The organism is Helicobacter pylori NCTC 11637 = CCUG 17874 = ATCC 43504 = JCM 12093, assembly GCF_900478295.1.
In the GTDB taxonomy this organism is placed as follows: Bacteria; Campylobacterota; Campylobacteria; order Campylobacterales; family Helicobacteraceae; genus Helicobacter; species Helicobacter pylori.
Genome location: NZ_LS483488.1, coordinates 1,567,103 through 1,586,224, shown reverse-complemented (window position 1 = coordinate 1,586,224; position 19,122 = coordinate 1,567,103). Strand labels below are relative to the sequence as shown.

At 39.2% G+C, this 19,122-nt stretch carries 18 protein-coding genes and 1 tRNA gene; 7 read left to right on the top strand and 12 right to left on the bottom strand.

Translation table 11 applies throughout. The annotated features are described in order from the left end of the window. The first annotated feature begins 3 nt into the window (after nt 1–3). Together corA and DQL14_RS07920 are read left to right on the top strand one after the other, a co-directional pair. Nucleotides 4–960, top strand: coding sequence for a magnesium/cobalt transporter CorA (corA, locus tag DQL14_RS07925; protein ID WP_000248511.1), 957 nt, complete (start codon nt 4–6; stop codon nt 958–960). Nucleotides 961–966: 6 nt separating this feature from the next. Next, nucleotides 967–1,695, top strand: a complete 729-nt coding sequence (locus DQL14_RS07920; protein ID WP_108169332.1) for a TerC family protein — start codon at nt 967–969, stop codon at nt 1,693–1,695. 139 nt (nt 1,696–1,834) lie between these two features. Here DQL14_RS07920 and sabA read toward each other — a convergent pair whose 3' ends face one another. Next, on the bottom strand, nt 1,835–3,994 hold the full coding sequence (gene sabA / locus DQL14_RS07915; RefSeq protein WP_231952836.1) for a Hop family adhesin SabA/HopD: 2,160 nt from the start codon (nt 3,992–3,994) through the stop codon (nt 1,835–1,837). 179 nt (nt 3,995–4,173) lie between these two features. Between sabA and DQL14_RS07910 the strand changes: the two genes are divergently transcribed. Beyond that, complete coding sequence (locus tag DQL14_RS07910; protein WP_162296922.1) at nt 4,174–5,331, top strand: SulP family inorganic anion transporter; 1,158 nt, start codon at nt 4,174–4,176, stop codon at nt 5,329–5,331. 34 nt (nt 5,332–5,365) lie between these two features. On the opposite strand, the gene DQL14_RS07905 is transcribed toward DQL14_RS07910, so the two are convergent. From DQL14_RS07905 to kdsB, 3 genes are all read right to left on the bottom strand, one after another. Next, a tRNA-Asn gene (locus DQL14_RS07905) sits at nt 5,366–5,440 on the bottom strand. Nucleotides 5,441–5,567: 127 nt separating this feature from the next. Then, entirely contained in the window at nt 5,568–7,016 is a 1,449-nt protein-coding gene (gene hopA, locus DQL14_RS07900) for a porin HopA (protein ID WP_108169330.1), read from the bottom strand. 194 nt (nt 7,017–7,210) lie between these two features. Next, complete coding sequence (kdsB, locus tag DQL14_RS07895; RefSeq protein WP_108169329.1) at nt 7,211–7,942, bottom strand: 3-deoxy-manno-octulosonate cytidylyltransferase; 732 nt, start codon at nt 7,940–7,942, stop codon at nt 7,211–7,213. A 112-nt stretch (nt 7,943–8,054) separates the two neighbouring features. On the opposite strand from kdsB, the gene dsbK reads away from it, so the two are divergent. Genes dsbK through DQL14_RS07875 form a run of 4 tightly spaced genes read left to right on the top strand, consistent with a single transcriptional unit; the run spans nt 8,055 to nt 11,239 of the window. Continuing rightward, nucleotides 8,055–8,852 (top strand): protein disulfide-isomerase DsbK, encoded by a 798-nt coding sequence (dsbK, locus tag DQL14_RS07890; RefSeq protein WP_108169328.1) that lies wholly within the window; start codon nt 8,055–8,057, stop codon nt 8,850–8,852. 15 nt (nt 8,853–8,867) lie between these two features. Then, nucleotides 8,868–9,515 (top strand): UPF0323 family lipoprotein, encoded by a 648-nt coding sequence (locus tag DQL14_RS07885; protein ID WP_108169327.1) that lies wholly within the window; start codon nt 8,868–8,870, stop codon nt 9,513–9,515. Nucleotides 9,516–9,536: 21 nt separating this feature from the next. Further along, on the top strand, nt 9,537–10,709 hold the full coding sequence (locus DQL14_RS07880; RefSeq protein WP_108169326.1) for a glutathionylspermidine synthase family protein: 1,173 nt from the start codon (nt 9,537–9,539) through the stop codon (nt 10,707–10,709). Next, a complete protein-coding gene (locus DQL14_RS07875) occupies nt 10,709–11,239 on the top strand; it encodes a hypothetical protein (RefSeq protein ID WP_108169325.1) in 531 nt (176 codons plus the stop codon). The genes DQL14_RS07880 and DQL14_RS07875 overlap by 1 nt, the downstream gene beginning before the upstream one ends. Before the next feature lie 724 nt (nt 11,240–11,963). Here DQL14_RS07875 and hcpE read toward each other — a convergent pair. The 8 genes from hcpE to DQL14_RS07835 form a co-directional block, all read right to left on the bottom strand. Next, on the bottom strand, nt 11,964–13,025 hold the full coding sequence (gene hcpE / locus DQL14_RS07870) for a Sel1-like repeat protein HcpE (RefSeq protein ID WP_108169324.1): 1,062 nt from the start codon (nt 13,023–13,025) through the stop codon (nt 11,964–11,966). 92 nt (nt 13,026–13,117) lie between these two features. Continuing rightward, nucleotides 13,118–13,489 carry a c-type cytochrome gene (locus DQL14_RS07865; protein WP_097711564.1) on the bottom strand — a complete coding sequence of 124 codons (372 nt, stop codon included), beginning with the start codon at nt 13,487–13,489 and terminating at the stop codon, nt 13,118–13,120. Then, nucleotides 13,489–14,409, bottom strand: a complete 921-nt coding sequence (gene hemC, locus DQL14_RS07860) for a hydroxymethylbilane synthase (protein ID WP_108169323.1) — start codon at nt 14,407–14,409, stop codon at nt 13,489–13,491. The genes DQL14_RS07865 and hemC overlap by 1 nt, the downstream gene beginning before the upstream one ends. Before the next feature lie 10 nt (nt 14,410–14,419). Continuing rightward, complete coding sequence (gene proS, locus DQL14_RS07855) at nt 14,420–16,153, bottom strand: proline--tRNA ligase (protein ID WP_108169322.1); 1,734 nt, start codon at nt 16,151–16,153, stop codon at nt 14,420–14,422. Nucleotides 16,154–16,156: 3 nt separating this feature from the next. Beyond that, a complete protein-coding gene (hemA, locus tag DQL14_RS07850; RefSeq protein WP_108169321.1) occupies nt 16,157–17,506 on the bottom strand; it encodes a glutamyl-tRNA reductase in 1,350 nt (449 codons plus the stop codon). Beyond that, nucleotides 17,506–18,429 (bottom strand): polyprenyl synthetase family protein, encoded by a 924-nt coding sequence (locus DQL14_RS07845; protein ID WP_108169320.1) that lies wholly within the window; start codon nt 18,427–18,429, stop codon nt 17,506–17,508. Before DQL14_RS07845 ends, hemA begins: the two co-directional genes overlap by 1 nt. Nucleotides 18,430–18,438: 9 nt before the next feature. Beyond that, on the bottom strand, nt 18,439–18,834 hold the full coding sequence (locus DQL14_RS07840) for a hypothetical protein (RefSeq protein WP_108169319.1): 396 nt from the start codon (nt 18,832–18,834) through the stop codon (nt 18,439–18,441). Continuing rightward, nucleotides 18,827–19,111: a DUF2018 family protein gene (locus DQL14_RS07835; protein WP_001206051.1), complete on the bottom strand. Its 285-nt coding sequence runs from the start codon at nt 19,109–19,111 to the stop codon at nt 18,827–18,829. The genes DQL14_RS07840 and DQL14_RS07835 overlap by 8 nt, the downstream gene beginning before the upstream one ends. Nucleotides 19,112–19,122 lie beyond the last annotated feature (11 nt).

Genomic DNA, 19,122 nt, shown 5'->3' with positions numbered 1-19,122 from the left:
CTTATGGTGAATGTGTTTTTCAAACAGCAAAAATTTGTCATTAAAAAACGCTTTAACGATTTTAATGGCTTTGATATAGAAGAAAATGAAGTGTTGTGGTTTGAATTAATCAACCCTACGCCCAATGAATTAGCCACTCTAAGCCAAGAATACGCTATCCACTACAACACAGACCATTCCCAACGAGTCTCTTCAGTTACCAAATATTGGGAAGACAGCTCCAGCGTTACGATCAACGCCTTTTTCACTAATCAGGATGAAAATGAGACTTTTCATACGGAAATGGCGACCTTTATTTTGTCTAATAACATTCTTTTCACGATTTATTACGGGACTTTAGAAATCTTTGATTCTATCCAAAAAAAGGTTTTGGCTAGCCCTAAAAAATTTGAAGATGGGTTTGATATTCTAACCAAAATCTTTGAAGTGTATTTTGAAAAAGGGGTAGAATGCCTAGAATGGATCAACAAACAAACGAGCCTGTTGCGCAAAAACATCATTTTCAAAGAAACTTCTACGCATGATGATATTTTAGTGCGCTTGTCCAATTTGCAAGAATTTAATGTGGCTTTAAGGGATTCCTTTTTTGACAAACGGCGCATTATTACCGCTTTATTAAGGAGCAATAAAGTGGATAGCGATACCAAAAATAATTTAAATATCATTTTAACCGATTTTAGCTCTTTGGTGGAGTCTACAACGGTCAATCTCAACTCGCTTGACAACATTCAAAACCTGTTCGCTTCTCAAGTCAATGTGGAGCAAAATAAAATCATCAAGCTCTTCACGGTGGCGACTATGGCGATGATGCCCCCTACATTGATTGGCACGATTTATGGCATGAATTTTAAATTCATGCCGGAGTTAGAATGGCAATACGGGTATCTTTTTGCGCTGATTGTCATGGCGATTTCTACGATTTTGCCTGTGCTCTATTTTAAAAAGAAAGGCTGGTTGTAGCCTTTTATGGAATTTTTATCCTCACTCTTAGACGCTCTTTCTACACCGCATGGCATAGTCTCCTTGGCTACGCTCACGCTTTTAGAAATCATTTTAGGGATTGACAATATCATTTTTATCACGGTGATGGTTTATAAACTCCCTAAACACCAGCAAAATAAAGCCATGATTTTAGGCTTGGGCCTAGCGATGATCGCTCGTATAGGGCTTTTAGGGAGCTTGTTTTTCATCAGCCATTTGCAAAAGCCTTTATTCACTTTAATAGGCATGAGCTTTTCATGGCGTGATGTGGTGCTGCTTGTAGGGGGGGTGTTTTTAGCTTTTAAAGCGTTAGTGGAATTAAAAGAGCAGATCTACCCTAAAGAAAAACACCAAGAAAAAGCGTTTAGCTTTTTCATCACTTTAATAGAAATCATGTTTTTAGACATTGTCTTTTCTTTAGACTCCGTGATCACGGCTATTGGGATCGCTAAACACCTAGAAGTCATGGCGCTTGCTATTATTTTATCTGTAATCGTGATGATGTTTTTTTCCAAAATCGTTGGCGATTTTATTGAAAAACACTACCGCATCAAAACTTTAGCCTTTGTGTTTTTGCTCGTTGTGGGCGTGTTTTTGTTTTTAGAAGGATTGCATTTGCACATCAATAAAAACTATTTGTATGCGGGTATTGGTTTTGCCTTACTCATAGAATGTTTGAATATTTTCATAGAAAAAAAAGTGAAAAAAAGCTAAAAAGCGTTTTCTTAAAAACAAAATTAAAGAAATTGTTTGCAAAAGGCTTTCATGCTTTTGTGAATGACTAAATTTTAATCAAAACTCATAAGCGCATAGGGGCATTTCGCAACGAAGCCCCCCTTTTTTAAAGAGGGTTTTAATAAGCAAAAACATAATTCAAATACACGCTATAGAGTCTTCTGTATTTGAGTTCAGCGCCCATGAAAGAATAATAATCCGTGTTAATGGTGGGGATTTTCACGCCCAATTCCACGCCATGCTGAGCGGTGTGATCGCTGTCTTTTTTCTTAGGCCTAGCGAGATTCATCCTCAAGCCTAAATTGAATAAGAATTGGAAATTAGCCACATTCATCTTAGCGCTATAGATATTGCCCACCGCATTCAAATTCACGAATTCAGAATTGAGCCACGAAGTCCCGGCTAACGCAAAGCCACCAAAAAGCCCCACAGAGAGCTTGTTGTTCTTGCCTAAGAAATTGGTGTTTTTATCGTTGATGAAGTTATAAAGCGCATCCATGCCCACCCCATAAGTCCAAACGTCAGAAGCGGAGTTAAAAAAGCTAGATTTAATGAATGCATGGTTATAATCAAAGAAACCATAATACCTTAACCCCCAATTCCTTTTTTTGCCAAAGAATTGCTTATAGCCCACTTGCACGCCAATGCCGTTCATCGCGCCGTTATTGTTTTGATAGTCAATCACGCCGATGCGCCTAAAGGGGTTTTTGCCTAATTCTTTCGTGATATTTTGGAGCTGGTTGTATTTGTTGGTATCCAAAGAATAAGTGAGCAGACCTTCTGGGGAATTAGGGTTTTGAGTGGAATGCGTCATGTTTTGAAGAGACTTAGCGTTAGGCAAGTTAGAGATACCGCTATTGATCGCTGTTGAGTCTTTATTCAGGGTGTTAAGGGCTTCTTTAAAATTCAAAATGGTTTGAGACAAAGCCCTATCCTGATTGACCTGGTTGCCGTAATAAGCGGTGTGTTGCTCTAAAGAATTGAGAGTTTCTTTCACAAACGCACAACCTGAACCCCAAGTGTTATTGGTGATCACGCCAGCCGATCCTGCTTTACATTCTTCTAAATCCCCTTGAATAGGCCCTTGAATGCTGTGGAAATTGTCCGCAACTTGCTTAGCTAAATTTAAAATCTCTGCTTGAGCGTTAGCTCTGTTGAGCATTTCTTGAGCGAACCCTTTGTCTTTAGAAGTGTAGGGGTTGAAATTGTTTGGTTGCGTGATTTGAGTGTTTTCATTAGCGTTAAGCTGTTTGGTTTTTTCTAAAACGGCTTGAGCGTTTTTGATCATCTCATTAATTGCGTTAAAAGAAGGGCCAAAAATATCCATCACATTCCCAGTCTTACCGCTAAACCCCCATGCCCCACCGCCACCATTCACATGCGGGTTTTGAGTAATAAGGACTTGCATGATAGTAGCGGCTTGTTGCAAAAGGTTTTCAGCGTCATTGACGCTGCTAATCTTTAGCTGGATTGGGATTGATGAACCGCCTGAATAATAATTGCCATTCCCATTGGGGTAAGTGTATTCTGTGGTAGGGTTTCTTGTGAAAGTTTGATTGATATTGACTACCATCTTTTTGGAGCCGTTCAAGGCAGGCATCCCACCTCCTTGATTTTGGTTTAAAGCGGTTTGGATAGTTTGATAAGCGGTATTGAGAACTTGGTATTCACTACTAGATAGGATACCATTTGGCCCTACATTACTGGCTCCATTGCAAGTGGTGGTGGTCGTTCCGCTATTGGTGCCATAGCTGTAGTTGGGCGTGTTGTCAAACGATCGAACGCCCCCATTTTCTAAATGTTCTGGACCAAGATTGGGGCCAGGGCCACAGCTGATGCCAAAGGCTATGACTTGCCACATGCCCACAGCCGCATTGAGCGCTAAAGCCACAGCTTGATAGGCTGGGGAAGTGGTGGTGGCGCTAGTGAGGTTGATCGCACTTGAGCTTAGATTGCCAATCGCACCGGTGATAGCACTTGGCGTGCTGGCTAAATTGACTAAGGAATTTAAGTAATTGTATTGGTTTAAAAGGTTGCTCAAGTTATCGTATCTGTCTGCAAGATTTTGCAATGCTCCTGTGTTTTTCACTTGTTGAACCGCTTCACCGATCTGATAGCCCACGCTCATGTAAAATCCATCGTCTTCAGCCCTTGATAATGAAGCGATGAGAGAGAGAGAGAGAGTAAGAGAGATTTTTTCATGTTTTCTCCTTTTACTTTTAATAGATTTTCTTGATTTCACATTCCCATGATAGTCATGTTTATGAAATTTCGCCATTTTACCATAAAATGCTTATTCTTAACTTAAAATTTATATTTTGAAAAAAAAAAAAAAACAATTTTAAGTATTTTTTACAATAAAATATCATAGAGCTTGATTTAAGAAAAGGGATTTTATCCGGTTTGAAATTGGTTTTTAAATCTTATAATCAAGCCATTCTAATGGGAAAGAAAGGCATGTTTGAAAAGATACAAAAAGAATGGTTGAGCAACATTCAAAAAGATTTGTTGTCTGGTTTTGTGGTGGGGCTTTCTGTGATCCCAGAGACGGCCGGCTTTGCGATCATGGTGGGTTTAGATGTGGGCGTGGCGTTTTATACGACCTTTTACATGGCTTTTGTGTTGTCTCTTTTTGGGGCTAGAAAGGTGATGATTAGTGCAGCGGCCGGCTCAGTGGCGCTCATTTTAGTGGGCGTGGTTAAAAACTATGGGCTTGAATACGCGGGCGTGGCGACTCTTATGGCAGGAATATTGCAAATTCTTTTAGGCTATTTGAAAATAGGGAATCTTTTAAAATTTATCCCTCAATCAGTGATGTATGGCTTTGTGAACGCGCTAGGCATTTTGCTTTTAATGGAGCAATTCAAATTCCTTCAAAACCAAAATTTGGGGGTGTTTATCTTACTCGCTATCGGGATATTGATTATTTATTTATTCCCTTTAATCACTAAAAAAATCCCCTCTAATTTAATCTGTATCCTTGCAATCAGTGCAATCGCTTTAATTTTTGATGTGCATGCGCCGAATTTAGGGAGCATTGAGCAAGGGGTTTCAGGCTTTCATTTCATCATTATCCCCAAAAATTTGGATTTTAAAATAATGATAGAGTTGTTGCCTTACGCTCTTTCTCTAGCGCTAGTAGGCACGATAGAAAGCTTATTGACCGCTAAAACTTTAGACGTTATTTTAAAAGACGGCGTGAGCGATAAAAACAAAGAAACTAAAGCGCAAGGCTTGGGGAATATCGTCTCAGGGCTTTTGGGGGGAATGACAGGGTGCGCTTTAGTGGGGCAGTCTATCATCAACGCAAAATCCGGGGCTAAAACTAGGCTTTCTACTTTTTTTGCCGGCTTTTCTTTAATGGTGCTCATATTAGTGTTTAATGAATACGTGGTTAAGATCCCCATTGTGGCGGTTGTGGCGGTGATGGTGATGATTTCTTTCACCACTTTTAATTTCCAATCCATTATCAACATTAAAAAAATCAAGCTCTATGACACGCTCAACATGCTCTTAGTCGTGGCGGTGGTTTTATACACGCATAATTTAGCGATAGGGGTTGTGGTGGGGGTGTTGGTCAATGCGTTATGGATCAAATCTAAAGGGATTGCGTGAATTTTTGCTATAAAAAAAAGATGAGTTAAAAGTATGGCTCCAGATGTAGGATTCGAACCTACGACCAAGCGGTTAACAGCCGCCTACTCTACCGCTGAGCTAATCTGGAATTTCGCTCAAAAATAAAAAGAAATTTTAGTGTGTTTTTTGTAAAAAGTCAAGTAAAATGATGCCGTTATTCATTGAGAGCCAAAAAATTGGCTTGGTTCTCATTAATAATGAGAACCGATTCAATATCAATAGGCCAAAACATAATTGAAATACACGCTATAAAGTCTTCGGTATGCTAATTTAGCGCCCATGAAAGAATAGTAATTGGTGTTGATGGTGGGGATTTTCACGCCTAATTCAATGCCATGATGGATCCCTTGAAGCCTTAAGCCGGTATTGAATAAGAATTGGAAATTGGTGTTGTTGATCTTAGCGCTGTAGGCGCTATTGGTGATTTTTAAATTCGCAGATTGGGAATTAAGCCATGTCGTGCCTGCTAGAGCGATGCCTCCAAAAATGCCAAAAGAGACTTTGCGGTTTTTATCGGATCCGCCATTGATGAAATTCAATAAAAGATCACTGCCGGCGCCATAAGTGAAAACATTAGAAGCGGAGTTGAAAAAGTTGGATTTGATATAGGCATGGTTGTAATCAAAAAAGGCATAATAACGGATCCCAAAAAATTTATTTTTCCCAAAGAATTGCTTATAGCCTAATTGCACGCCCACGCCATTCATCGCCCCGTTATTAATTTGAGAATTAATTAATCCCACGCTTCTAAAAGGGTTATGGCCAAACTCTTTGGTGGTAGTTTGGAATTGAGAATATTGGGTTTCGTTGAGAGAATAACTATAGCTAGATCGGCTCACCAAACTGTGAAACCCTTTAGAATTAGGCGTTTTTTGAAGGGTGTTATAGATGGTTGCTAAATTGTCCCCTTTGAGGTAAGAGATCGTGTCATTGATAACGCTTGAGACTTGATTAAGGTTTTTATTGAAATCAGCGTTGGTAAATGCGCTTGGTTGGTTTGGACCTTCTGGGCTAGTTCTTCGGGCATTTGCGGCGGCTTTTTTAGCGCTATTTATCATGCTGTTTATGGCGTTAAAGGTGTTGCCAAAAATATTGCATGCGTTCCCGCTTGCATTAATGCCCCATGGTTTGCCATTGCCCCCGTCTATTCCTGGACATTGGCTTTGAAGGGTATTAATAATGGTGCTAGCTTGAGTTAAAAGCTGGTCATAGTCATTTTCAATCGTGAGATCATTGTCTTTATTTAAGGTATTTTGGAGCAATTGAGAAATCGCACTGATTTTGTTGTATTCGCTAGTAGATAGCGAGTTATTGGCTAAATTAGAGGCTATTACTTGCCACATGGCTACCGCAGAGCTGAGCGCTGAGGATACGGCTTGATTAGTGCTATTAGGGATCGTTTTCAATCTCTTAGCGCTCTCTTTTAGATTGTCAATCGCTTGAGCGGTGCTTGAATTGGTGTTAGAGGCCGTTTGTTTGAGTTCGTTATAGCGGGTTAAAAGATTGTTCAAATTTTCGTAAGCGTTGGAGACTTTTTGGATTTCGCCGGTGTTTTTCACTTGTTGAACCGCTTCACCGATTTGATAGCCCACGCTCATAAAAACGCCGTCATTTTCAGCAAGGAGCGATGAAACCATGAGAGAAAGTAAAATCGTTTTTTTCATAAAATGTTCCTTAAAGTAATGTTTTGTTTGTAAAATCGTATCAAATTGAAACATTTATTTACAACGTGCTTAAAGTATGACATAAATTTATTGAATTTTCAATAAAATTGAGCAAAAATTAAGAAATTTTGCTTTTTTTTTGGATTTAAAAAAAGGTTTTTGATAGTGAAAAATGTTTTGAGTATTTTTAAATTTCACCGCTTAAGGAGATCGGGGCTAAAAATCTTCAAAGCGTTTTCTAAATCTTCTTTGGTGTCAATGCCTATGCTTTTACTTTGAACGATTTTCACTGCAATCTTTTTTTGGTAATACAAAGCCCTTAATTGCTCTAATTTTTCTATCTCCTCTAAAACGCAAGGTTTTAAAGCGCATAATTCTTCTAAGATTTCTTTATTATGGAAGCCATAAATACCGATATGCCCTAAAAGGGGGGTTTGGCGTTTCGCATCAAAATCTCGTAAAAAGGGGATAAGGGAGCGCGAAAAATACAAGGCGTTATTTTGGTGATCTAAAACCACCTTGACTAAATTAGGGCTTTTGGCCTGCTCTTCATCAATGACTTTAGCGCAAGTCGCCATGAAAGGGGCGTTTTTGGTGGCTTCTAATAAGGCTAAAATGACTTCTTTTTCTAAAAAAGGCTCATCGCCTTGCAAATTTAAAACCCTTTCATCGTTTTTTAACCCTAAAATTCGCGCCGCTTCCAAACAGCGTTCCGTGCCGCTATTATGGTGTTTGGAGGTTAGCACCGCTTCAATGTGGAATTTTTGGCATGTTTGCATGATGCTTTCATCATCGCAAGCGACTACGCATTCATCTACAAGATTTGCATTTTTAGCGCAACGCACCACCATAGGCAAGCCAAAAATATCTTCTAGCACTTTATTTTCAAAACGACTGGATTTTAACCTAGCAGGAATGATAATCATCTTTAAACCTTTTTAAGCCTTATGAAAATAGGGGATTTTTATGGTATTATACCCATTAAAAGCTTATTCCTTTTATTGTAAGGATTTAGGCTATTGAACTTTAGGAGTTTTAATGATATTAAGAGCGAGTGTGTTGAGCGCGTTACTTCTTGTAAGCTTAGGGGCAGCCCCTAAACATTCAGTTTCAGCTAATGACAAACGGATGCAGGATAATTTAGTGAGCGTGATTGAAAAACAGACCAATAAAAAGGTGCGTATTTTAGAAATCAAACCTTTAAAATCCAGCCAGGATTTAAAAATGGTCGTTATTGAAGATCCGGACACTAAATACAATATCCCGCTTGTGGTGAGTAAGGATGGCAATTTAATCATAGGGCTTAGCAACATATTCTTTAGCAATAAAAGCGAAGATGTGCAATTAGTTGCAGAAACCAATCAAAAAGTTCAAGCTCTTAACGCTACCCAGCAAAACAGCGCGAAATTGAACGCTATTTTTAATGAAATACCGGCTGATTATGCGATAGAGTTGCCCTCTACTAACGCTGAAAATAAGGATAAAATCCTTTATATTGTCTCTGATCCCATGTGCCCGCATTGCCAAAAAGAGCTCACTAAACTTAGGGATCACTTAAAAGAAAACACCGTGAGAATGGTTGTAGTGGGGTGGCTTGGAGTCAATTCGGCTAAAAAAGCGGCTTTAATCCAAGAAGAAATGGCGAAAGCTAGGGCTAGGGGAGCGAGCGTGGAAGATAAAATCTCTATTCTTGAAAAGATTTATTCCACCCAATACGATATTAACGCTCAAAAAGAGCCTGAAGATTTACGCACTAAAGTGGAAAATACCACTAAAAAGATTTTTGAATCTGGCGTGATTAAGGGTGTGCCTTTCTTGTACCATTATAAGGCATGATATAAGGTTACTCTCATGAAAAAACCCTACAGGAAGATTTCTGATTATGCGATCGTGGGTGGTTTGAGCGCGTTAGTGATGGTGAGCATTGTGGGGTGTAAGAGCAATGCCGATGACAAACCAAAAGAGCAAAGCTCTTTAAGTCAAAGCGTTCAAAAAGGTGCGTTTGTGATTTTAGAAGAGCAAAAGGATAAATCTTACAAGGTTGTTGAAGAATACCCTAGCTCAAAAACCCACATCATAGTGCGCGATTTGCAAGGCAATGAACGAGTGTTAAGCAATGAAGAGATTCAAAAGCTCATCAAAGAAGAAGAAGCCAAAATTGATAACGGCACGAGCAAGCTTGTTCAGCCTAATAATGGAGGGAGTAATGAAGGATCAGGCTTTGGCTTGGGGAGTGCGATTTTAGGGAGTGCGGCGGGAGCGATTTTAGGGAGTTATATTGGCAATAAGCTTTTCAATAACCCTAATTACCAGCAAAACGCCCAGCGAACCTACAAATCCCCACAAGCTTACCAACGCTCTCAAAATTCCTTTTCTAAAAGTGCACCCAGCGCTTCAAGCATGGGTGGGGCGAGTAAGGGACAGAGCGGGTTTTTTGGCTCTAGTAGGCCTACTAGCTCGCCGGCGGTAAGCTCTGGGACAAGGGGCTTTAACGCATAAAATCTATTTTAAGGTTAAAAAATGCAAGTGATTCCTTTAAAACCTTTAGACAATAAGACTTTAGAAGAAATCGGCTTAGATTGGCACACTAACGACGACATGTCATCTTATATCGCTGATGAAATGGTGGTTGTCTCTCAAAAAGAAGCGGACGCTTATTATGACGCTTGTAATGAGCTTTATGACATGTTTGTAGAAACGGCTGAAGAAGCCATTCAAAACGATCGCTTTTTTGAATTGGATATTCCTAACGCGCTCATCCCTATGATCAAACAGAGTTTTGAAGAAGAAGTGCATTGGCATATTTACGGGCGTTTTGATTTGGCCGGGGGGCTTGATGGCAAGCCCATTAAATTACTGGAATTTAACGCTGATACCCCCACCATGCTCTATGAAACGGCGGTGATTCAGTGGGCGTTACTCAAAGCGAATGGCTATGATGAAAACAAGCAATTCAATAACCTTTATGAAGCGCTTGGCGAGAATTTTAAACGCATGGTAACTTTAGGCGAAGACACGAGCCGTTTTGAGGAAATGTATGAGGGGTGGAAAATCCTTTTTTCAAGCGTTAGGGGGAATATTGAAGAAGAGCGCACCATGCGTTTTTTGCAAGACGCTGCTCAGAGCGTGGGGTTTGAAACGGATTTTTCTTACATTGATGAGGTGGAATTCAATATAGAAGAGGGCGTGTTTAAAAACGGCTTGAATTATGAGTTTTTATTCAAACTAATCCCATGGGAAAATATCGCTATTGATGAGCCAGAATTAGCCCTTTTGATGCAAGGCATGATGGAAAATAAAAACACGATTTTTTTAAACCCCGCTTACACGATCCTTTTCCAATCCAAGCGTTTTTTAAAACTTTTATGGGACAGATACCCCAACCACCCCTTATTGTTAGAAACGAGCTATGAACCTTTAGCCAATAAAAAGCAAATCAAAAAAGTGGCTTTTGGTAGGGAAGGGGCGAATAGCGAAATCTTTGAAGCTTCCATGCAATCGCTTTTGAAAACGGACGGCGTTTATTCTAACCACAAGCCCGTTTATCAAGAGTTTTACGAGCTCAATTCGCATAACGGGTTGTATTATCAGCCTAATGTGTTTTTTGCTTATGAATCTTGCGCGCTAGGGTTTAGAAAAGGGGGGTTGATCTTGGATAATTTTTCTAAATTCGTGAGCCACATGTTGCAATAATGAGCGCAATGATGCGTTATTTTCACATCTATGCGACCACTTTTTTCTTCCCTTTGGCGCTTCTTTTTGCGATTAGCGGGCTTTCATTGCTCTTTGGGGTGCGCCAAGACACTGGCGCTACTATCAAAGAGTGGGTTTTAGAAAAATCCTTAAAAAAAGAAGAACGATTGGATTTTTTGAAAGACTTTCTAAAAGAAAACCATGTCGCTATGCCTAAAAAGATAGAGCCTAGAGAGCATAGGGGAGCGTTGGTTATTGGCACGCCTTTGTATGAAATCAACCTTGAAACTAAAGGCGATCAAACAAAAATCAAAACCATTGAAAGGGGCTTTTTAGGCGCACTCATCATGCTGCATAAGGCTAAGGTGGGTATCGTGTTTCAAGTGCTTTTGGGGATTTTTTGCGTGTTTTTATTGTTGTTTTATTTGAGCGCGTTTTTAATGGTGGCTTTTAAGGACACTAAACGCATGTTTATAAGCGTTTTGATAGGGAGTGTGGTGTTCTTTGGAGCGATCTATTGGTCTTTGTAGGGTTTTAAAACGCTAAAGGTGTTTTTCACAATCAAAATAAAGAGCTAAGCGAGCGATAGCTCTTAATAATGCGCTCTTAGGGGTTATGAGGGATTTGGTTTTGGGGGGTTGTGGGGGAATTTCAAAATACCCCCTATCTCTTTATGAGTTTTAAAAATCCCATTTTTTAAAAAAATAAAGAATAACTAAACCAACACAAAAAACCCCTAAAACTCTATCTTTAAACTAAAAGCGTTTTTATCTGTCTCACCTAACAACAATTTTTAAAAGAACGCTTGAAATTTAACTATTTTTCGTTATTTTTATCAAGTCTTTTTATAGCGTGCGTATACCGCTCTGTTATCGTGTAATTCGTGTTTATAGCGTGCTTATAATAATAACCACGCAAAAGCCATAAATTAAAGCCATTGGAAAAACACAACCAAACGCATATCTATCCATAGCGCAAAAACACGCTAAAACATTTTTATAGGACTTTTAAACCTAAAACCCACTTCAAGCTAACCTAACAAAAATTTACACCATAAAAATACACTACAAATACAACCAAACAACCGCAAAAAACATTCAAAAAGTTTTCTTTTTGAAAATAGACAAAGCCCTAAAAACACCAAAGATTAAAAAATTAATAGGGTGGGTTTCTGCTTTAGCTCTTAAAACAGAGCCAAATCTTTGAAAAGTTTTGAGTCAAGCGCAATGATAATTTAGGGGGTTGGTTAAATTTTCAATACCCCCTAAGTTTAGTGAGGTTTTCGCATGCTTGTTTCATGCCTAGCTTACAGCCCTTGTCATAAATCATTATGGCGTTTTCTTTATCTTTCATGTTGTAATACATGCCCGCTAGAGCGAAGCAACCCACTTCATCGCCCATATCGCAACCCCTTTCATAATTATCAAGGGCTTTCCTCAAATCTTTTGGAACAGCGTCCCCTTGGGAATACATAAAGCCCATCCTAGAGCAACTCACCGCGCTTCCCATATCGCATGCTTGTTTGAAATAATTAAAAGCCTTTTGGGGATCTTTTTTGACATACCTGCCTAACATATACATAGAGCCTAAACTCGCGCAACCACCAGAATTGTTTAACCCGCAAGCTTTTTGCAAGTAATCAAACGCCACTTCAAAATCTTCATCAAGCCCTGCATCGCCATTTTCAAACAAACTCCCTAACGCGCGGCAAGCCTGCCCATCATCCAATCGGCATGCTTTCAAATAATAGATGACGGCTTTATGGTTGCTTTGTTTGACTTCTAAAAAGCCTTTTTCATAAGCCACGCCCAAAACATAACACCCCTTAGCCATATCAAAATTACAGCTTTTTTGATAGTAGGTAACCGCTTGATCGGCATTGCCCTTGATTTTTCGGTCATAAATAATGCCTAAATTGTAGCAACTCTCAGGGTGTTTTAAAACGCACGCCTTAGCATAAGCGTCAATGGCCTCTTGATAATTTTGAGTCGTGCCTAACCCCTCATCATAAAGCCCCCCTAAACCAAAACACCCTTCCCTATCGTCAGCCTGGCATGCGGTTTTATAATATTCTAGGGCTTTTTTATAATCTATTCTAGTGCCTTGCCCGTTTTCATAAATGATTCCTAATTGCGTGCAACCTTCACTCACCCCATCGTTGCATGCTTTTTTAAAATAAGATGTGGCTTTAGAATAATTCCCGCTTTTATAGGCTCTTTCAGCAACCCCCAAAAAACTATTGTCTTGTTTCCCCCATAAATGGGCATTCAAAAAAAATAACCCACAAACTAATATTTTTAAAATTTTGACACTCATTTTTACCTTCTTTTAAATTCTGATTTTTAGAACCCTTCTTTAATCAAAACAAAAATGCAACGCTCCATTTTAACATAAATCAAGCGCTTTGATTAAGGCTTAGGAGAATCCTTACGCTCTTCTTTATGCTCTAAAGAGGTGATGTAAAGATAAATCGCTTGGATTTCTTCTAAATTGAGATTGTATTTAGGCATCATGCCTTTGCCTAAACTCAAGGCATCTTTAAAGGTTTTAAAATCCAAATGGTTGATTTTAGGGGCGTAGAGGATTTTTTTTTCGCCTTTTTCATAATAAAAGGTGATTTCTTGTTGTTCGCCTTTAATGCCATGGCATTTCGCACACGCAACACCCCTAGGGTTTTTATAAAGAGCCATCCCGTATTCTAAATCAGAGATGAAATCCGCTTCCTTAGCGCTCAAACTTAACCACCACCAAAACAAAACTAGCGCGATAAACAAACGCATTAAAACAACTGCGCCTTTTCTAAAATCTCTTTGGCCCCGCTTTGCAAAAATTCTTCTAAAAGCTCTTGAACTAAATCAAACGCTTTAGTTTTATCCCCTTGCTTTTCTTTAGTGATGACTTCTTTCCCGTTAGGCAAGCCTAAAACCGCCTGGATTTTAACCCTATCGCCCATTAAACTCGCATGCACGCCTATAGGGATCTGACACCCCCCATTAAGCCCCTTAACAAACTCCCTTTCTAAATGGCAGCAAAACGCGCTTTTCTCGTCGTTGAGTTTTTGGAGCGTAATAAAATGCTTGTGGTTTTTGAGCATTTCTACCCCTAAAGCCCCCTGACCCATGCTAGGAATCATTTCTTCCACGCTAAAAGCCTTGCGGTATTTCGCTCCTTGAATTTCTAGGCGGCATAACCCGGCTTCAGCTAAAATGATAGCGTCAAATTCACCGCATTCAAGCTTTTTCAAACGGGTTTGGACATTCCCCCTCAAGCTTTCTGTGTCTAGATCCTGGCGCTTCAGTTTGATCTGCATGGAGCGCCTTAAAGAAGTCGTGCCAACCTTTGCCCCTTTAGGCAAACTCATCAAATCAGGGAATTTCACGCTTAAAAAAGTGTCCCTCACATCAGCCCTTTTAGTGATGCATGCCAAGTCTAACCCCTTTTCAAACACGACCGGCACATCTTTTAAAGAATGCACCGCCAAATCAATTTCGCCTTTTAAAAGCAATTCTTCTAATTCCTTAGTGAATAGCCCCTTACCGCCAATCTTATTTAAAGGGGTGTCTAAGATTTTATCGCCCTTAGTCTTAACGATTTGAATCTCGCTTTCTATAGAGCATTCTTTTTTCAGGCGTTCTTTAATGTGATTCGCTTGCCATAAGGCTAGTTCGCTCCCCCTAGAGCCAATCACTAAATTTCCCACTCACTCCCCCTTATTCGCTTTCTAACATTTCTAAAATTTTTTCTTCTAATTCGGTGTCTTTAAGCGTTTGTTTTTCTAAATTAGCGCGTTTGATGCATTCAAATTCTTTATTTTCTAAAGTTTGCTTCCCAATAATGAGCGCCAATCGTTCCCCAATCAATTCAAAATCCCTCATCTTCGCCCCAAAACGAGCGTCTCTGTCATCTAACAGCGCATCAACGCCCTTTTGAAGCAGCCTTTCATACACTTCAAAAGCGAGTTTTTTTTGCGCTTCATCTTTCCAATTAGAAACCACGATCACCACATCAAAAGGGGCGGTATTTTTCGTCCATACACAGCCTAGATCATCGCTTTTTTGCTCTAAAATCGCGCTGAGCAATCGGCTAATGCCTATCCCATAGCACCCCATTTCAAAAAATTGCTCCTTACCATTCTTATCCAAGAAACTAGCCTTCAAGCTTTTAGCATAGCCTTGCCCGAGTTTGAAAATATGCCCCACTTCCAAACTCTTATGGTATTTCAACGCTCCTTGACAATTGGGGCAATGATCGCTCTCTTTAACCTGGACAATATCCGCATAAACAAGATTTTCAAACCCTTTTAAATCCACGCCCACCGCATGAAAATCCTTTTCATTAGCCCCAGCGATCAAGCAATCGCCCTCTTTTAAATCTCCATCAAAAATAATGTAAGAAACATGTTTTTTCAAGCCATAAGGCCCTATAAAACCCGCTATTAACCCCGCATTATCCAAATCTTTTTGACTCGCCTCTCTCAATTCTAAAGCGTTCGCTCCTATAATGTTCAAGGCGTTTAGGGCTTTAACTTCCTCTAAATTGTCATCGCCCCTAACAAAAAAGCACGCTAGGGTTTCTCTATCTTTATGGATCACTTTTCTAACAAGCGCTTTTAAGACAAAATAAGGCTCTGTTTTAAAAAACTCCGCCACGCTTTGCGCACTGGTGGTATTAGGGGTAGGGAATTTCGCTAATTGCGCTTTTGGGACATTTAAAGGCTCAGGCCTTTTAGAGCGTTTAGCGATTTCAATGTTGGCGGCATAATCGCAATTTTGACACACCACGATCGTGTCTTCCCCGCATTCGGTTAAAACGACAAATTCCCTGCTTTTACTCCCTCCAATCGCCCCGCTATCCGCTTCCACAATGCGAAAATCCAAACCCAAATCGCTTAAAATCTCTTTATAAGCGCTTTGCGTGTTTAAAAATTCCTTATCCAAGCTTTCAGCGTCTTCATGAAAGCTGTAACCATCTTTCATGATAAATTCCCTCGCTCTCACCAGCCCGAATCGCGGGCGGATTTCATCACGGAATTTCGTGTGGATTTGATAGAGATGGACGGGTAATTGCTTGTAGCTTTTAATGAAATTAGCGGCAATTTCGGTGATATTTTCTTCTAAAGTGGGGCTTAAAACAAAATCATTGTCTTTTCGGTCTTTAAAAACCAATAATTCCTTGCCGTATTTATCCAAACGGCCTGATTTTTCCCACAAACTCGCCAAAACCACAAAACTCATTAAAATGTTTTGCGCCCCATGCTCTTGCATGCGTTTGTGCGTGATGTTTTCTATCTTGTCTAGCACTTTTTTAGCTAAAGGCAAAAAATTATAAATCCCGCTGCCTACTTGATAAATGTATCCTGCTTGAGCTAGGTGTTTATGGCTTTTTAACACGGCATCTTTAGGGGGTTCTTTGAGAGTGGGGGCAAAGAGTTTTGAAAATAGCATGCATTATTCCTCGTAATATTCGCATTTATAGAGATTCAAATTCTGGGCATGGTTAGCGTTAGATTTGTCTAAATTGAACAAGTTTTTAATCGCGCCCACAAGCACATCGGATTCTTCTTTTTGAGCGTTCTTTTTTAAGGTGATGGTGGGGTGGTGTAAAAAGGTATTGAAAGCGTTGTGCAAGATCTTTTCAATGTTGCTTTCGCATTCTTTAGGCACATAGCGTTTTTTGAGCGCTTTTTGCAATTCCTTTTGGGCTGAAATCCTAGCCAATTCCCTTAAATCCTTAATCACAGGCTCCACTTCTAAACTTTGAATCCATTGGTAAAACTCCATTGTGGCAAGCCCTACAATCTCATAAGCTCTCGTCCTGCTCTCTTGCCTGTTTTCCACATTTTCTTTAACCATAGGCTCTAAATCATCCACGCTGTATAAGAAAATATTATCCAATACCGGCTTTTCAATATTCCGTGGCACGGCTAAATCAAACCAAAAACGCCTGAAACTCGTTTCTTTTAACATGCGATTTTGCACGATAAAATGCGGCGAAGAAGTGGCGCAAAAAAGCAATTCGTATTCATTGATATAAGCGTTTAAATTTTCTATATTTTGAAAGCTCACTTTTTTAGGCTCTTCTAATTCTTTGATGAAATCTTCAAATTTAGCCGCATTACGCCCTAAGATAAGCGCTTCAAATTGCTTGTTTAAAAGGTGTTTGATGACTAATTGAGCTATCTCGCCAAGCCCTATCACAAGGGCTTTTTTATCCTTAATCCTTTCTTTTTCAAAAATATTAAGCGCTTCTTTGACTGCCACTGAAGAGATGGAAACCCCTTGTTTGGAAATGCCGGTTAAATTGCGCACTTTAGCGGCGCATTTGAAAGCAAAATGGAGCAATCGGGTTAAATCTTTGGAGCAAAATTTCTCTTCAAAAGCGAATTTATAGGCATTTTTCATCTGCCCTGTGATTTGAGTTTCCCCAACCACCAAGCTATCCAAACTGCTGCACACGCTAAAGACATGATGGACTGCGCTTTCATCAGTATTGATTAAAACGCATTTTTCTAAATCAGACACGCTCATTTTTTTATTTTGAGCCAAAATCTTTAATAACGCGCTTTTTTGTTCATTAGTATTAGCGCCGTGTTTTAGGCTCGCATAGATTTCAAAGCGATTGCATGTGGATAACACCATGCACTCTTTGATGTTAGGGCAATGGTTTTTAATGGTTTGTAAAAATTCTTTAAGCGTTGCATTTGAATTGATAGCGAGCTTTTCTCGCATTTCTAAGCTCATGCTTTTATGCGTAAAGGCTAGGGTGAAATATTTTGACAAATGAGTTTCTAACTCCATTAAAAAGTCCTATAAATGACATCTTGTGCTAGTTTTTCTAAAATCAAATTGTTTTCCCCTTTAATGGTTTCAAGGGCCTTTTTAGAATAAACCTGAGCGATCTTAAGGGTTTCTTCTATGATACCATATTGCTTGAATTTTTCCTTAGTCCATTCTATGATTTCATGACTATCTTGTTTGAAATAAGAAATCAAAAGCCCTTGATCGCGCTGATTTAATTTTTCATATAAAAGCAAGTAGGGTAAAGTGGTCTTGCCTTCTTTAAAATCGCTAAAATTGGGCTTACCTAGAGTGTTGGCGTCTTGAGTGATGTCTAATAAATCATCAATGATTTGAAACGCCATGCCAAAATTTAATCCAAAATCCGCATATATTTTGGCGTCTTTATTTAAAAGAATCGCCATGCTTTTTAAACTTGCTTCTATGAAATGAGCGGTCTTGTCTTCTAAAATGCACCAGTATTTTTGTTTGTCGCTATTAAAACTTTCCCCCACAAACACATCTTCAATCTCGCCCCTAGAGAGCCTTAAAACCGCATTAGAGAGGGCTTTGGCGATGGATTCACCCATTTTGGATAGTTCAAAAAAGGCTTTAGAATAAAACACATCTCCAAGCATCACGGCGTTAAAATTACCAAAAAGAGCGTTAATGCTGGGGAGTTTTCGGCGCATGGTCGCCTTGTCAATCACATCATCATGCAATAAAGAAGCGGTCTGTATCATTTCTACAATCGCGCACAAATTGAAGGCTTTATCTAATAAAATAGTGTCTGTTTTTTCGTCTAACAAAGCGAGCATGAGTTTAGAGCGCAACATTTTTGAAGGGCCAATCTTAGAAAACAATTCATCTATAAAGCCGCTTTCAATTTCTTTGATCCAAGAAGCGATCTTATTTTGAATGGCTTGAAGTTGTTTTTCTTGCATGCAAATTCCTTAAGGCTCTTTAGGAGAAAAAACAAGGGGCATAAGGGCTAAAAGCCTTAAAGCGGCTTTATCTTCTTTGAAATCTTTAAACACAAGCGACAGAGTGCTGTCAGAAGAAAATTTTTCTTCAAAAACTTTGAGGTTATAGGTGTTTCTCGCATGATCGGTGTATAAAATAAACTGGTAAGGGAAATGGTTAAAACGCATGTTGATGACTAAACCTTTATTTGCATATAGCGTCCAATAGAGTGTGATTTCTTTGGTTTGTCCATTTGAAGTGTCTTTGATGATCGCTTTAAACACTTCATCTTTTTTTAATTCTAGCGTTTTATCTATCCCATAATCAAGCCCAAACGCCTTTAAAAAAAAGAGGAATATCAAGCCATAGCGGATAAGCTCATTCATTCCCGCTGAGAATATTCGCCATGGATTGGATCACAATGTCTGTTTTCCTGCTCTCTATTTTTTGTTGCAACTCTTCATCCATTCTTAAAGCTTTAGCGAAAGATTCAAACTTTTCTTCTAAGTCTTCTTTTTCTATAAAGGTTTCCAAGAGAGCCAGAAGCTCTAAAAGCCTCTCTAGCTCTTTTTTAGAAAGCTTTTTACTCGCATGAAAAATAATATCATTCCACTTGTCTAAGGGGTTTCCCTCAAAAATTTCAAGCTCGCTGTAATCTCTCATGCTGGCTTCTT